The sequence below is a fragment of the Chryseobacterium rhizosphaerae genome, assembly GCF_003385455.1.
Classification (GTDB): Bacteria; Bacteroidota; Bacteroidia; order Flavobacteriales; family Weeksellaceae; genus Chryseobacterium; species Chryseobacterium rhizosphaerae.
The window spans coordinates 86102-102413 of record NZ_QNUF01000009.1 but is presented as its reverse complement, the minus strand read 5'-3'; the positions used below and the strand labels follow the sequence as shown (position 1 = coordinate 102413).

13 protein-coding genes and 1 tRNA gene are annotated in these 16312 nt (G+C 37.8%); 10 read left to right on the top strand and 4 right to left on the bottom strand.

What is annotated here, in order from left to right; translation table 11 throughout:
• Nucleotides 1-206 precede the first annotated feature (206 nt).
• From DRF57_RS24210 to DRF57_RS10070, 3 genes are all read left to right on the top strand, one after another.
• Nucleotides 207-1007 carry an RtcB family protein gene (locus tag DRF57_RS24210; RefSeq protein WP_373866351.1) on the top strand — a complete coding sequence of 267 codons (801 nt, stop codon included), beginning with the start codon at nt 207-209 and terminating at the stop codon, nt 1005-1007.
• A gap of 169 nt (nt 1008-1176) precedes the next feature.
• Nucleotides 1177-1286, top strand: a tRNA-OTHER gene (locus DRF57_RS23620).
• A 181-nt stretch (nt 1287-1467) separates the two neighbouring features.
• A complete protein-coding gene (locus DRF57_RS10070) occupies nt 1468-3228 on the top strand; it encodes a hypothetical protein (RefSeq protein WP_115918307.1) in 1761 nt (586 codons plus the stop codon).
• A gap of 86 nt (nt 3229-3314) precedes the next feature.
• Here DRF57_RS10070 and cobC read toward each other — a convergent pair whose 3' ends face one another.
• The 3 genes from cobC to cobT are packed head-to-tail and all read right to left on the bottom strand — an operon-like array spanning nt 3315 to nt 5641.
• Nucleotides 3315-3869, bottom strand: a complete 555-nt coding sequence (gene cobC, locus DRF57_RS10065) for an alpha-ribazole phosphatase family protein (protein WP_115918305.1) — start codon at nt 3867-3869, stop codon at nt 3315-3317.
• A complete protein-coding gene (locus DRF57_RS10060) occupies nt 3854-4636 on the bottom strand; it encodes an adenosylcobinamide-GDP ribazoletransferase (protein WP_115918303.1) in 783 nt (260 codons plus the stop codon). Before DRF57_RS10060 ends, cobC begins: the two co-directional genes overlap by 16 nt.
• Nucleotides 4637-5641: a nicotinate-nucleotide--dimethylbenzimidazole phosphoribosyltransferase gene (gene cobT / locus DRF57_RS10055; RefSeq protein WP_115918301.1), complete on the bottom strand. Its 1005-nt coding sequence runs from the start codon at nt 5639-5641 to the stop codon at nt 4637-4639.
• Nucleotides 5642-5942: 301 nt separating this feature from the next.
• Here cobT and DRF57_RS10050 point away from each other — a divergent pair, with 301 nt between their 5' ends.
• The 3 genes from DRF57_RS10050 (at nt 5943) to DRF57_RS10040 (ending at nt 10548) form a co-directional block, all read left to right on the top strand.
• On the top strand, nt 5943-6689 hold the full coding sequence (locus DRF57_RS10050; RefSeq protein ID WP_115918299.1) for a nucleotidyltransferase domain-containing protein: 747 nt from the start codon (nt 5943-5945) through the stop codon (nt 6687-6689).
• 329 nt (nt 6690-7018) lie between these two features.
• Complete coding sequence (locus tag DRF57_RS10045) at nt 7019-9340, top strand: glucosamine-6-phosphate isomerase (RefSeq protein ID WP_115918297.1); 2322 nt, start codon at nt 7019-7021, stop codon at nt 9338-9340.
• 116 nt (nt 9341-9456) lie between these two features.
• Nucleotides 9457-10548, top strand: a complete 1092-nt coding sequence (locus DRF57_RS10040; protein WP_115918295.1) for a nucleotidyltransferase domain-containing protein — start codon at nt 9457-9459, stop codon at nt 10546-10548.
• Between the two features lie 212 nt (nt 10549-10760).
• Here the strand turns inward: DRF57_RS10040 and DRF57_RS10035 are convergent, their stop codons facing one another.
• A complete protein-coding gene (locus tag DRF57_RS10035) occupies nt 10761-11105 on the bottom strand; it encodes a TfoX/Sxy family protein (protein WP_047487727.1) in 345 nt (114 codons plus the stop codon).
• A 166-nt stretch (nt 11106-11271) separates the two neighbouring features.
• Here DRF57_RS10035 and DRF57_RS10030 point away from each other — a divergent pair, with 166 nt between their 5' ends.
• The 4 genes from DRF57_RS10030 to DRF57_RS10015 all read left to right on the top strand — a co-directional run bounded on the left by DRF57_RS10030 (nt 11272) and on the right by DRF57_RS10015 (nt 16300).
• The gene (locus tag DRF57_RS10030; protein ID WP_115918293.1) at nt 11272-11787 is read left to right on the top strand and encodes a DUF2975 domain-containing protein; all 516 of its coding nucleotides are present in this window, start codon (nt 11272-11274) and stop codon (nt 11785-11787) included.
• 1 nt (nt 11788) lies between these two features.
• Nucleotides 11789-11992 (top strand): helix-turn-helix domain-containing protein, encoded by a 204-nt coding sequence (locus DRF57_RS10025; protein WP_047487719.1) that lies wholly within the window; start codon nt 11789-11791, stop codon nt 11990-11992.
• A gap of 262 nt (nt 11993-12254) precedes the next feature.
• The gene (locus tag DRF57_RS10020) at nt 12255-13127 is read left to right on the top strand and encodes an ABC transporter ATP-binding protein (protein ID WP_047487716.1); all 873 of its coding nucleotides are present in this window, start codon (nt 12255-12257) and stop codon (nt 13125-13127) included.
• A gap of 2 nt (nt 13128-13129) precedes the next feature.
• A complete protein-coding gene (locus DRF57_RS10015; RefSeq protein ID WP_115918291.1) occupies nt 13130-16300 on the top strand; it encodes an ABC transporter permease/M1 family aminopeptidase in 3171 nt (1056 codons plus the stop codon).
• Nucleotides 16301-16312: the final 12 nt, after the last annotated feature.

Sequence of the window (16312 nt, the reverse complement as noted above, 5' to 3'; positions counted from 1 at the left end):
CTGATATCTGTTGTTCTGTTATGCTGACGGATTTTGGTAAAACCAATCCGAAAGAGGTTTTGGATGCAGCCCATTCTATCACACACTTCGGATATGGAGGGAGACCAAGAGGAGAACAGATGCCGATGTCTCAGGAACTGATGGAAGCTTTCAGAGAAAATGAATTTCTAAATGATGAAAAGCTGATCAGCATTGCCCGTTCTCATATGGGAACCCAGGGAGATGGAAACCATTTCCTGTTTGTAGGAATCTCCAAAAATACAGGAAATACCATGCTGGTGACTCACCATGGTTCCAGAGCACCGGGAGCTGCGCTCTATGATAAAGGAATGAAGGTGGCCAACCGTTTCAGACAGGATATTTCTCCTGAAACATTAAGAGAAAATGCATGGATTCCTTATGATACTGAAGAAGGAAAATCCTATTGGGAAGCCCTTCAATTGATAAGACAGTGGACAAAGGAAAACCATACCTCCATTCATGATGCAGTGCTGAATAAGTTGGAGGTGGAAAAAGAGAACAGATATTGGAATGAGCATAATTTCGTATTCAGAGATGGTGATTTATTTTACCATGCTAAAGGAGCTACTCCACTGGATGATAAATTTATGCCCGATATCACAGGACCAAGATTGATTCCGCTCAATATGGCGGAACCGGTATTAATCGTTCAGGGAAAAACTACTGAAAGAAACTTAGGTTTTGCTCCGCATGGGGCGGGAAGGAACTTCAGCAGAAGTCAGCATAAAAGATCTATGGCCCATAAAACAACTGAGGAAATCTTCAATGAGGAAACAGAAGGATTGGATATCCGTTTCTACTCCAATGAGATTGATATCTCTGAATTGCCTAGTGCTTATAAAAGTGCTAAAAACGTAAGAGCACAGATTGAAGAATATGGTCTTTGTGAGGTCCTTGATGAAGTAATGCCTTACGGATGTATTATGGCTGGTGACGTTCAGAAAAACGCACCCTGGAAGAAAAAGAAAAAATATAGAAAAGCATAATTTCTAATTTGACAGGTAAGACTTACTACTATTTAAACCTTATAGGTTTTAAAAACCTATAAGGTTTAGGAAAACTAATAACTAAATTTTATAGTCGTAAAAAACTAATAACCCAACCTTAAGGGTGTAAAAGCCCCTAAGGTTTATGAAAACTTTTTTCATAACGGCAGGAGCAGTAGCTCAGATGGTAGAGCAACAAATTACTTTTCGCTGCAGGCAACTAAAGTTCCTATAAATCTCCAAGATTGTGGGTCACAGGTTCGAGTCCTGTCTGCTCCTCAAAACAATGAAAATGTTTATATTAACGTATTAGTCATTTTCATAATTAAAAAAATTAAAGGCAAAGAAAGTTCCTATTATTTTAGATTTACTTTCCGCCTTTTTACAAATTATAGGTAAAAGGAGTTCCTATATCATTTTTCTTTAAAAAAATTACTCCTCACTTATTAATTTTTATATCATGAAAACACTTCAATTATTCAATGCCGTACTGGCTCAAAAATCTGATCAAATCCCTTTTGTTTCCAATGCTGGCTTTGTGATTGAGCCTGATGCACTTTGGGCAAAAAAAAAGATTATCGCCTATTATTCAAAGGAAAAACTAAAAGGTAATGATCTTAATAAGACCTTCCATAAATCATGGGAGAAAATAAAGAACAGCACAAGACTGGAACTGTTCATGGATCAGATTAGACACTATATTTCCACCTACGGAAGTAATTTTCAGGATGAAATCTATATCCCTGATGAGATATTGAATATTCCTGAACTCAAGCTTAGTCTTAAAGTAATTAAGGCTTATTCCATTGATGAAATGACGGAGAAATGTCTGTCATTACTGAGATCAGGTATCGCTTTAAAAGAAGAAACTATTAATGATCTGTTATTTATTTTAACAGAAGAACTGGATTATGAATTCACGGGAAAGGAAAACATCAGAAATAAGGAGGCTATTGTAAAAATTGCAGACCTTTATCAGATCTATCCGGAGAATCCTGTAGAATTTTTGAGATATGTCATCTTTAAAACAACAGCCAGCAGCCTTCTGATTAAAAATAATGAGCTGATTGAAAATATCAAGCTAAGCAAATTTGATCCATCCGACTTGTTTGAAACATTTGGATTAGAAAAGCTTGCAGAGGTTTTTAATAGATTTAAGCCTTTATTTTTAGCGTATAAAAATAAAAACAAGGGGGCTAGAGCAACAGTTAATAAAATTTCCAAGTTGTCAAAAACTCACCATAAGCCTTTAATTTCTAACCCATTGAATGATGCTACAAACACATTACTGGAAGAAACTGATGTGCATTGGTTGGATAATGCCAGTCCTTTTGCCTTATTTAAAGCTTTATCAGCCTGCTACCAGAGAATGTATGGCCAGGATACTTTTGTCTACAGAATAAGAAACGGAAAGTCTTGGGTAAAAACAGGGAAGAACAGTGCCGCGAATGAATTGAATTATGAATTTATATTAAGTTATTTACAGTCAAAATTTGATCTTTCCGGAAAGAAGTTTTATTTCCCTGAGAATGTAGAATTCGGGCTTCCCACTTCTGAAAAAATGTTTGTAGGAAATATTCCGACAGGAACGAGATTCTCCGGTGAAAATCTTGCAGTAGGAATCTACTGGGAAAATGCCTGGGGAGCTTATGACCTTGACCTTTCCGGATTGAATATAGCTGGAAAGACTGGATGGAATGCCGCCTATAACCAAGGGGATGGAAATCTGATGTATTCGGGAGATATGACCTCTGCACCTCAGGGTGCCGTTGAATATCTGTATGCCAACAGAGGGCTGAATACCCCGACCTTAATCATGAACAATGTGTATTCCGGAGATGCTGAATGTGATTATAAAATTGTAGTTGGAAAAGGAGATAATATCTCAAGAGACTATATGATGGATCCCAACAAAGTATTTGCTGAAGCCAAATGTAAGTCGGTTCAGAGACAGACTATTCTGGGAATGCTTCTTCCGAAAGGGGAAAAACAATGCTTCGTACTTCTGAATTTTGGAGCGGGCCATTCTCATGTTTCAGGAAACTCTGAGATTGCTGTACTGGCAACGAATGCACTTTATCAGCAGTGGTATGAGCCAATGTCTTTCAATGAGCTTATAAAAGAGCTGGGAGCAACAGTGGCTGATGAAAAGTCAGACGCAGATTTTGATTTCTCACTGGAAAACCTGGAAAAGGATAGTTTCACAAAAATTTTTAAATAAATAATATAGCCATTTGATTACAACCGAATGGCTTTTTTGTTGGATAATAAAGGACAAGGACTTATTTCCTGTACCGTGTACCGGACTTAAACATTCATCTTTTTAATGGAAAAGTATTCATCATTCTTCTGAATAATTACTTTCTTTCCGTAGTCAATCCGGATACTGAACATATTTTCTAAGGGAAAGTCTAAAACCGACTGAAGAATAAGACGGATTACCCCGGCATGCGCAATAACTAAGGCTTTATTTATATTTTGTTCTGTTATCAGCTGACTCCAAAAGCTGCGTACACGATTTTGCATTTCAAGAAGATTTTCTCCATCTGTAGGTTTTACATGAATAAAATCCTGATACCAGGGATTAATTTCCTCTTCAGGAATATCCGTCCATTTTTTCATTTCCCAGCTTCCGAAATTCATTTCCCGAAGCCTTTCATCGGTTGTATAATCAAAACCAAAATAATCAGCTAAAAGACAGCAACGTTGTGCCGGGCTTGAAATAACCAGGTCGAAATCACAATCCATATCGAGATTTTTTAAATCTTCAAGATAATCTTTTCTTAAAGGTATTTCAGCCCATCCATAACACCGGTTTTCCGGATTTTCCACTGCCGTATGTCTGATCAGATGAATTTCCATGCGATTATTGTTCCTAAATAAAATAAAACCTCACTTACCTGCTGTACTGAACCCAAACAATCTCCGGTATATCCTCCGATATGCTTTTTAAAATACCATCCCATACAGATTTTACCCAAATATGCCAAAGCAAAAGCAACAATCAGGCGCCAGTCCGGAATTAAGGCAAAAGAGATTAGAACACTAATTAAACCTACTAATAAGGCTGTCCCGTCTAAGGGTTTATTCGCTAAGGGTTTCGATTTGCTGACATCAATATCAGTCACATACTGGTGGGTATAAATCATTGTTCCTGAAATAAAACGGCTTGATGAGTGTGCCAAAATAATAATACCCAGCGTTTTAAAAAGATCAATAGCCCCCAAAGCCTGAATACTGAGGAACTTCAAAGCAAACAGCAGAATAATTCCAATAGTCCCATACGCTCCCACCCTGCTGTCTTTCATGATGGTAAGGATTTTTTCTTTTCCATATCCGCCACCGAAACTGTCACACATATCTGTGAAACCATCTTCATGAAAAGCTCCGGTAAGTAAAACACTGGTGATCATCATCAAAACGATCCCTATTTCCAGATTAAAAAGCTGAGCAGAAAGATACAGGATCACAGCATTGATAAGTCCTACCAACAGCCCGATCCACGCAAAATATTTCTGAGATTTATTCATGATCTCACTGGAATACGGAATGGTAAACGGAACAGGAATCCTGGTGAAAAACATCAGCGCCGTTGCCAGATAGATCAGTTCGTTCTTTATTGTTTTCATTTATTTTTTATTTGAAACATGGGCATCTTCAAAACTAGACATCTCATTCAGAAAATTCACAGCACCCTGAATCAGAGGATAAGCCAAGGCACAGCCTGTTCCTTCCCCCAAACGAAGATTAAAATTCAATAATGCCTTTTGTCCCAGCAGATCCAGAAGCTGAAGATGGGCATTCTCGTCACTTACATGACAGAAAATACAGTTGTTCAGGATATCCGGGTTCTTCTTCCATGCAGTAGCAACTGCTACGGTTGCAATAAACCCATCCACCATAATCAGCATATTCTGACGGAAAGCTTCTTCCATTGCACCAATCATTTGTGCTATTTCAAGCCCTCCGAAAGTCTGTGCTATTTCATCTGCCGTCTTAGTATGGGTATGCTTGTCTATAGCTGCTGATAAAATATTGATCTTATTCTGTAACTGATCGTCATTCAAACCGGTTCCCCGTCCTATGCAATTTATCACCGGTAGATCAAACAGCTTACTCATCATCAGTGAAGAGGCTGAAGTATTCCCGATGCCCATTTCTCCAAACCCAATAATATTACAGCCTGTGATGGCAATCTCCTCAACCTCTGATTTTCCGTTTTTCAAAGCTTGCTGATATTCTTCAGAAGTCATGGCAGGCTCTTCCAGTATGTTACGGCTGGATTTTCTGACTTTTTTGTCTATCAAATTCAAGTCTGAAGGAAAATCAAAATTAACCCCTGCATCTACAATCTTAATATCAATTCCATTTTGCCTGCAAAACACATTAATTGCCGCTCCTCCACCCAAAAAGTTCATCACCATCTGATAGGTGACCTCCTGTGGATAAGCGCTCACTCCAGCTTTAGCAATCCCATGATCGGCAGCAAATACCACCATATGAGGATGTGATAACCGGGGAGAAGTTGTTTTTTGAGCCATTCCTATTTTATGAGCCAACTGTTCAAGATGTCCTAACGCACCCAAAGGTTTTGTTTTAAAATCAATTTTATGCTGTAATTCGTTTGATAACATGAATGTATATTAATTATGTTAAATAGAGAAAATGCAATATTAGTGAAATGGGGAGTATTTTGTACAATGCCAAATATAAAAAGTAAAATGGATTGGAGATTTGAGACTTAGAAACAAGAGACGTATAGACAGAACACTTAGAGATTATCTTATACTTTGCGTTACCAGCTCAATAATAGCGTTTCGCACCCTCTCACTCTCAAACTCTCAAACACTCCTACTTTATTATTCTCAAACTTAATAAAACTACGCAAGTACATTACGCACCACCTTGCTTACTTTGCCTTATAAATAAAAGACAATGACACCAACAATACTTAAAAAGATAAGAGAAATAGAAGCAGAAAAGGGCGTAGAAGTCCTTTTGGCTGTAGAATCCGGAAGCAGAGCCTGGGGTTTTGCCTCTCCGGACAGCGATTATGATATACGCTTTATCTACAAACATGAAAAAGACTGGTACCTTTCCCCTTGGGATAAGGATGAAACTATAGAATTTATGACAGAGGATGATCTGGATGGTTCCGGATGGGATCTACGGAAAACCTTTCATCTTTTGCTGAAGTCAAATGCCGCTTTACTGAGCTGGTTTTACTCTCCTATTGTGTATAAAGAGAACAAGAGATTTGTAGATCTGTTCAGCCCTCTGGCAGATGCCTGCTTTTCTCCGATAGCAATTTCTTATCATTATCTAAGCATGAGTAAAAAATATCTGGAAGCCTGCAGAAACGATAAAGTAAAACTGAAAAGTTATTTCTATTGCCTGAGAACCACCTTAACCGGAAAATGGATCACAGAAAAAGGAACCGTTCCTCCTGTATTGTTCAGTGACCTGCTGGTTTTGGTAGATGGCTATACAAAACGGAAAATAGAGGACCTTGTTGCTTTAAAAGCTACAAAAGGGGAAGCTTATGATCATCCGAATGATTGGGAACTGTTTGGATTTTTAGAAAATATGATCGCTGAAAATGAGGAAAGATCTAAAAGTTTAATCGGTGGAAAAGCAGATAAAAGTGAGATGGAAAGGGTTTTTAGGAAGATATTAGATTAAGCCGGGACCTGGAAGATCCAGCAATGCAATGGCTGCTTTTGAAGGTTATATATTAAAATTTGATTAAATAAATTTTAAGTTTCCCTTCTTACTCAGGAAACTATAGTTTTCCTACACCTGGATTTTCCCTCCTAAAAAAGGGCTATGTAAGCTGTTTACTCCAAAATAAATTGGGGACAATTCGTTCAGCAAACAGCTTACATCTCTTCTTACCCTTCATTGTAAATCAACAATTTATTGATAACTTTATGTATCGTTTTGCAGTCCTTTACGTTCTACATCTCGCGCAACCTAAGCTATTTTTAAAAACATGACAAAGAATTCACAGAATGGAAAACAAAAACTTCACCCCGGTAGAGCAATCTTTCTTAAATGATCTTTCAAAAAACAGTAAAACCAATATCCCTTATATTGCTGTTGACAATTTTCCTAATTTAGGAATGCTTACAGCCCTTCGATTCCTGGAATGGGCGGCTGAAAATCCCAATGGCGTCATCAGTCTTCCTACCGGAAAAACACCGGAATATTTTATTTACTGGACCAAGCATATTCTTGAAAACTGGGAAAATGAAAACATTATTGAACTTAGAAAAAAGCATCATTTATCAGCCAATCAAAAACCATCACTGGCGGAACTTCATTTTGTTCAGATCGATGAATTTTACCCTATAAAATCTTCCCAGGCCAACAGCTTTTATCACTACGTAAACAAATATTATATTGAAGGTCTTGGATTGAAAAGAGAAAATGCCCTTCTGATCAACTGTGATGAGATTCCTTTAGCTCACGGCAAAAGTTTTGAGGAAGTTTTCCCCAGTCATAAAGTAGATTTGGAACTGAGATACCGTGAGGCACAAAATCCTTTAGAAAAACTGCAAAAAGAATCTATTTTCCTAATTGACAACTGGTGTTCGGAATATGAACAAAAGATTCGTAAGCTGGGAGGTATTGGATTTTTTCTGGGAGGAATAGGTCCTGATGGACATATTGCCTTTAACATTAAAGGTTCTGACCCTTATTCAACAACCCGATTGACTTCAACCAATTTCGAAACACAGGCAGTTGCAGCCGGAGATCTTGGGGGAATTGAAATTTCCAGAGAACGGCTGGTTATCACCATTGGTCTGGAAACAATCACTTATAATAAAGATGCTGTAGCCATTATTTTCGCAGCAGGAGAAGCAAAAGCACCGATGATAAAAAATGCATTGGAACTTCCTCCTTCCAATTTATATCCGGCTTCTGTTCTTTCCTCTCTCCCGAATGGCAGATTTTATATTACATTAGGAGCTGCCAGTACATTGAATGACTTCATTGCCGATTATTATCAGTCCGGAAACTGGTCACAGGAAAAAACTGATAAATCAGTCATGATGCTGACTCAAAAGCTAAACAAATATGCTGAGCATCTTACCCTGGAAGATCTTCAGTCTGATCCATATACCCAGTTAATTCCGGATCTTAATGAAGACTCCGTTCAGTCAGTGATCACGTCCATTGAAAGTAAAATAAAAAAAGGAACAGAAGCCCTTACCCATGAAATTTTTTATCATACGGGTCCCCATCATGATGATATTTCTTTAGGACTTTTGCCTTATATCCATTATCAATCCAGAAATGAAACCAATGAATCTCATTACTCAGTCCTTACATCAGGCTTTACAGCAGTGACCAATAAATTCCTGACAGAAATTCTCATGGCTACCCTTCTCTTTACTGAAAAAGGAGAAATAGAAATGCTTAATTATCCGGATTTCTTTGAAGTTGGATATAAAAATAAAAAGGATAAAGATGTCTATCATTACCTTATCAATATTGCTTCTGAAAATGCTGACGAAAGGTCAAGGGCTGTATCTCACAGGATGGTAAGAAATATAGTTGAACTCTGGAATTTAAAAACAAAACAAGACCTGGAGGAGAAAATAATCGAAGTAATTGCTATCATCAACTCCAGCTATGATGGACAAAATCCGGAACAAAAGATTCAGACACTGAAAGGAATGATTCGGGAATATGAAGAAGAATTAGTGTGGGCCCACTTCGGGGTAAGAACAAAAAACGTTCATCATTTAAGACTTGGATTTTATACAGGCGCTATTTTTACGGAGAAACCCAAAAGAGAAAGAGATGTATATCCTATATTGCAACAGCTGAAAACCATTAATCCTACCGTTATAAGTTTAGCATTCGATCCTGAAGGAAGTGGTCCTGACACCCATTACAAAGTTTTACAGGCAATTGCTGCTGCTGTAAAGGAGTGGAGTAAAGAAAAAGACCTTTCCCAACTCAAAATATGGGGCTATAGAAATGTTTGGTATCAGTTCAATGCAGCCGATGTCACCCATATTTTCCCGGTATCCCTTAATGCAATGAGTACAATGGATGAAAGTTTTACCAACAGCTATCTAAGCCAGGTAAACGCCTCCTTTCCAAGCTACAGATACAACGGAAAGTTCAGCCATCTTTCTATACAAACCTGGGTAGAACAGCTTCAGGCTGCTCAGTTAATTTTAGGAAAGCCTTATTTTTATGATAACGAAAGTCCACGTCTCCGGGCAACACATGGCCTTCTTTTCTTTAAAGAAATGAATGTGGAAGAATTTCTGCAATCTGCGCGTGAACTGGAGCAATCCACAGAAGGAGTATTTTAATAACCGATTTTATAAGTCGCTCTTCTACTTTCTTCAAAAAATACGAAGAAAGGGAGAATTAAATAAAAAAGAAATATAAATGGCATGAGGTTAATCCTCGTCCCAAAAGATAATCAATGACCATACAAGATCTAAAAACCAATAACCTCATTCTCTTTGAAGCCATCTCCGGAAGTCGTGCTTTCGGCCTGGCTACGGAAACCTCAGATACGGATATCCGTGGAGTATATTATTTACCGAAAAAAGATTTCTTTGGGCTAAACTATATTCCACAGATTTCCAATGAAACCAATGACATCACCTATTATGAACTCGGGAGATTTGTAGAATTGCTGCAGAAAAACAATCCTAATACCCTGGAAATTCTGGCAAGCCCGGAAGACTGTATCCTTTATAAAAACCCACTAATAGATCTGCTGAAAACAGAAGACTTTCTGTCCAAACTATGCAAAGACACCTTTGCCGGATATGCTATTTCACAGATTAAAAAAGCCAAAGGTCTCAACAAAAAGATTTTAAATCCTATAGATAAAGAAAGAAAATCTGTGATGGATTTCTGTTGTATCCTTGATGGACAAGGCTCTGTTCCTTTAAAGAAATGGCTGCATGAATTTTCATCACCTGGAGACGTCTCCGGAGGGCGGACTGGTCTTTTACAGGAAAGGTGTGGATTGGTCAGTATTGATCATACCAAAGGAATATATGCCTTATTTTATGATGAATCAGGAACATTAGGATATAAGGGAATTATGCATCAGGAAGAAGCCAATCAGGTTTCCGTATCGTCTGTGCCGAAGGATGAAAAGCCAACCGCTTATCTCTTCTGTAATCTGGACGCTTATTCTACGTACTGTAAGGAGTACAGGGAATATTGGAAATGGGTTTCTGAGCGTAATGAAGACCGCTATAACGTCAATCAAAATCATGGGCAGAATTATGACAGCAAAAACATGATGCATACCATCCGTTTGCTACAGTCGTGTGAACATATTTTTAAAACCAATACACTTCATATCCGCGTAGAAAACCGGGATGAATTATTAAATATCAAAGCAGGAAACCTATTATACGACATGGTTATACAAAAAGCAGAAGATCTGATAGAATCGATAGAACAGCATTACACCACATCCAGTCTCCCTGCTTCTCCCGATCTGGAAAAAACAACAGAGGTTTTAATAATGCTCAGAGAGAAACTATATTCATAATGTGGAAAGCCAGAGATTAGAGACACGAGACGGAGAGACAGGAGACATAGAGACGGGAGATGTAGAGATAAGAGATGGGAGACCCATTTATCCTTAAATTTAGAACTCAATTGTTCATCACTTTTAGGGGGCCCTAACTCTCCCACTCTCAAATTCTCTCACTCTCAAACTCTCCCACACCCAAGCTCTCCAACCTTAAGGCGTGCTTAATCTCACTTCTTCTTCGAGGCTTTAGCGATTGTATTATAATCAAGACAGATTTTTATCCAATACTCAAAATCATCAGGTTTTTGAAAACCAATGGGTTCTACGTAGCAGTAATCTTTGAGCTGTTTACCTCTCATAATCATGGGAAGAAAACCTTTTTTTTCCGAAACCTCATCTTCCAATTCAGGGTTATAGCGGCACATTAGGTTGTCATGGCTGATATTGATACACATCTTTCCATTGACAAGAAATGCTAATCCGCTGAACATTTTCTTTTCCTCAACTTCTATATCAGGAACCTTTGAAAGCCGTTCGCGAACTCTGTCTGCCAGTTCAATATTGTAAGCCATAATTTTTTATTTTTTACTGTTTAAAATTAAATAAAAACAGCATTCAATACCGTATTTTTTACTTCTATTTCATGGTAGATAGATTAAGAAATAAAATTTTATTTAAATTAATTATTGTTTTACGATAATTAATTATATATTTGTAATACTAATTAATGATCGTGTCATGAACCAGACCAAAATTATTTCAAGAATTTTATTTTATATCTGCACTCTGCTTTCTGCCGGATATTTAATCACTTTTGTCTACTCCGTTCTATGTCTGGTAACAGGATTCTCTATTACTCCTTATAAAGATGGACAATATCTTCATATCAATTATCCGTTTACCGAAAAACCCTTTCTGAATATTGAGAACAACTATCCGTATATCATCTTTTCTTTTCTAGCTGTTTTAATTTCCTACGGAATCTTTTTCTGGCTTTCCGCAAAAGTTTTCAAAGTGTTTTTTCAGCCCAAACTGTTTACAAAAGATCATATACAACAGCTTAAGAGATTTTACCTGTATAATATTTTCATCCCTCTCCCATTGGTAATTGCTGCCAGTTTCTTTGTGGAGGTAGAAAGTATAATCTGGGGACTGGTGTTTATTCACTTTATGCTAGGAATTTTCTGTCTGTTTCTTGCGAATATCTTTAAGCAAGGACTACATTTGCAAAACGAACAAGACCTATTTATTTAAAATGCCAATTATAGTCAACTTAGATGTCATGCTAGCCAAACGAAAAATGCAGAGTAAAGAATTGGCAGAAAAACTGGGAATCACTCCCGTAAACCTTTCTATCCTAAAAACAGGAAAGGCCAAAGGCGTGCGTTTCGATACCCTGGAAGCCATCTGTAAAATCCTGGAATGCCAGCCGGGAGATATTCTTGAATATAAGGACTAGGATTTGAGTGAGAGAGTTTGAGGGTTGGAGTGTGGTAGAGTTTGAGATTGGGAGCTCCTACTATTGAGTTGCCAGTCTAAAGTATAAGATAATCTCTAAGTCTCCCGTCTCTTGTCTCTTGTCTTTCCTCTCTTGTCTTTCCTCTCCTGTCCCAAAATCTATCATTACTCTTAGCCACAGTCTATAAATCATCATTATTTACCATTATTAAAAGCAGCCTGAAAAAAGACTGCCTGTGATTCTATTACCCAAACACAACACTATGAATACTCTATCTATCAACAACCTTAGCCTTACTTACAAAAATGGTTTCCAAGCCATTAAGGACATCTCATTGGAGATCGGAAATGGGATGTTCGGTTTGCTGGGCCCAAACGGAGCCGGAAAATCGTCCTTAATGAAAACCATTGTAGGATTGCAGAAACCCAGTTCCGGAACCCTGTTTTTTAATGAAGTGAATATTGCTGAAAATCCCGGTTATATAAAACAGAACCTGGGATTTCTTCCTCAGGATTTTGGAGTATATCCAAAAGTCTCTGCTTATGATCTCCTGGAGCATATCGCAGTACTCAAAGGTATTACAGACAAAACGAAAGGTAAAACCCAGATTCTAAATCTGCTGGAAAAAGTAAATCTTTCGGATTTCCGGAACAAAGAAGTTCATACTTTTTCCGGTGGGATGAAGCAGCGTTTTGGGGTTGCCCAGGCTCTGTTGGGTGATCCTAAGATTATTATCGTAGACGAGCCCACTGCCGGTTTAGATCCTGAAGAACGAAACCGTTTCAATGCTTTACTAAACGACATCAGCCAGGAGGTCATCGTTATTCTGTCGACCCATCTGGTAGAAGATGTCAGAAATCTCTGTTCGGAGATGGCCGTGATGAACCATGGACAGATCCTTCGAAAAGGAAATCCCGGACAATTAATGGCAGCGCTGGAAAACAGAATCTGGTCAAAGCCCATTGATAAAAATGATCTTGAAACTTATGATGCCAGCTATGAGATCATCAGCAGGCAGCTGATAGAAAGAGAGCTTCATATCACTGTTTTTTCTGAAGAGTCTCCCAAAGATTTCAGTCCTGTAACTCCTTTACTTGAGCATGTTTACTTCCATACGCTAACCCAAAAACCTTAGTCATGAACAGCCTTTTTTTATTTGAAGCCAAGCGCAATATCAAGCACTGGCTTACATACCTTATTGCCTTAATCTTGGTTTTTATAGGTATTTTCTGTGGTAATCAGTTTAATCTTTCAGTAGGAGAAGGTATTTATCTCAATTCGCCTTATACAATTGGATTCATGTCCGGAATGCTGAGTCTTTCTATTATTTTCTTTGCCACCGTTTATGCATTACAGCTGCTTTTTAGAGATTGGGATACAAAATTCGACCTTGTTCTCTTTTCTTTCCCAATATCAAAATCCACCTATCTTAAGGGTAAATTTCTAACCTACTTTTTACAGACTTTTTTAAGTTTCTGTTTCCTAATGACCGGTTTCCTTACAGGTCAGATGCTGCGTACGGGAAGTGAAATGCAGAATGAATTCAATATAGGGTATTATCTCTACCCATTATTTATCTTCGGATTTATCAACAGCCTTCTGATATGCAGTTTTCTGTTTTTGATATCTCTTAGTCTCCGGAAAAAACTGATTGTTGTGATTGGAGGGTTGTTTCTGTACGTATTTTATATGATTGTTTTATTGTTTTCCAATTCACCATTTATGGCAGGAAGTATTCCCCAGTCTTTGGAAGCACAGCAGATTTCTGCATGGCTGGATCCGTTTGGTCTTTCCTCTTACTTTCTGGAAGCCCGGACCTTTACAGTCCATCAGAAAAACACACAGTTGGTATCCTTTACGGGATATTTACTCCTCAACAGACTGTCATTTCTTATCATATCCATAGGTTTTCTATTTCTTAGCCTCAGGTTATTTTCTTTCTCAAAAATTTCTAAGCACAAGGCAAAAAAGACGGTCAGAGAGCCTGATTCGCCCCATAAGACATTAGCCTTACAATATTCTTCCGTTTTGCCCAATTTTGGAAAAACAGCTTCTGTTAAGGCAACGTTGTCCTTTGCCCGGATTGATATAATTTATCTGTTTAAAAGCATAACCGTTCCGGCTGTATCCATCCTTTTACTATTCTTTGTCGGGATGGAAATGTATGCCGAAATAGAGAAAGGAATACGCCTTCCCCAAAAATATGCCGGTTCCGGGCTTATGGCCACTACCATTTCAGAGAACTTTCCACTGTTCGGACTGCTTATTTCTGCCTATTTCATTAATGATCTTTACTGGAGAAGCCGTTCCTCATGGTTCTTTTTGATTGAAAACACTACTTTTTATTCCAAAAATAAGCTGCTGGGACATCTTCTTTCCATCAGTTTTCTGTTAGTTTTCTTTACAGGAATTTTGATTATTCAGGGAATCATTTTCCAGGCTGCCTATCAGTATTTCCATATCGACTGGCATGCTTATCTACCGGTCTTTCTTTTCAATACATTTCCCTTAATTCTTTTTTCCTGCCTTATTCTTCTTATTAATGATACCATCAGGAATAAATTTGTAGCGTTGGGAGTATCTGTTCTTGTGGTTTTTATATTGGCAGGTCCGGTTTCCGGAAAAATACTGACGTACCCTCTTTTCAGAATATTTTCAGATTTTAAAGGTACTTACAGTGATTTCAATGGCTATGGAATTTATGAATTAGCTTTTGCACAAAGGCTTTTATTCGGAATGGGTGTAATGGCTACCTTATGGATGCTCAATCAGTGGATTCAATTGAAAAAAACAGTACCCGGCCAGGTCATTTTCACTTCTATTGTCCTTTTCTCAGGAATATATGCAGGGACCTATTTTATGAAGGGCTATCCTCCCAAAGAGAAGGATAAAGAAATTTCAAACTCGGTACAGTATGAAAAAAATTTCAACAAGTATGAACATCTTCCACAGCCTGATATCACGGATATTACTACGGAAATCCAACTGCATCCCTCAAAAAATTCATATCAGATCATTGGAAAATACATTCTAAAAAACCAAACCAGCCAACCTATCAGCAAAGTACTGATTAATTTCAATCATGATTTAAAACTGGAAAATGCAGTTTTAAAATCAGGTTCCGAAGCTATGAAAATCACTGAAAATAATACTGAAATAATACTGAGACAGACCATGCAGCCTAATGAAACAGCAGTTCTTGATTTTACACTGTCTTACCAATGGGTGGCCGTCAATGGTCATCAGTCATTCAATGCGATTATAGAAAATGGTTCATTCATGAGGATCAGCAGATATTTCCCGTCGGTAGGCTATCAGAAAGATAATGAAATTGAAGATCTGAAAATACGGCAAGACAACCATCTTGGGAAACTGGCTGCATTGAAAAATCCGGAAGCTCCGGGTGTATCCAAAAAAGATTTTATCAATCTGGACATGACCGTTTCTACGGAGAAGGATCAAACCGCTATAGGAACCGGAGATTTGGTAAAGAAATGGGCAAAAGCAGGCCGTAATTATTTTCAATATAAAGCAGAAAACATTCCTTTCAGGTTTGCTGTTTCTTCAGCAGAATATCAGATAAAAAGTATCCATTACAAAGGAATTAGTATCAATATTTTTTATCATCCGAAACATTTTGAAAATGTAGATCATCTTCTGAAAAACAGTATAATTACTTTGGATTACTGTCAGCAGAATTTTGGAAAGTATCCTTTTAAAACCATCAATTTTGCAGAAGTTTCGTCTTTTACCAGGGGTTTTGCTGCTACAGCCTATCCATCCTCTGTTTTTATGCCTGAGGATATGGTTTTTCACGCCAATATCCACGCTGACCAGCATCAGGATGTTATCAACGAACTTGCAGGACACGAACTTTCCCATCTGTGGTGGGGAAACAGCCAGATCAATCCTGATGACAGAGAAGGTGCTGTCATGCTTACTGAAACTCTTGCCATGTACACCGAAATGATGCTCTACAAAAAAATGCATGGTAAAGCAGAGATGATGAAAAGGATCCATGTTCATCAGCAGATCTATGATAATGAAAAAGGACTGTTTGAAAATATCCCCATCTATAAAGCGACCGGAGATGCAGCTCACATATCTTATTCTAAAGGTGCAGTTGCCATGGTAAAGCTAAGTGACCTGATAGGTGAAGAAAAGGTGAATGCAGCCCTACACAACTTTTTAAAAAATAACAGCTATCCTAAAAAACCTACTTCAATGGATCTTATCAATGAGTTTTATAAAGTAGCCCCCAATGAACATTTGAAAAAACAGATTGATCTATTATTTAAAACTATATAAAAAACAAGAGTA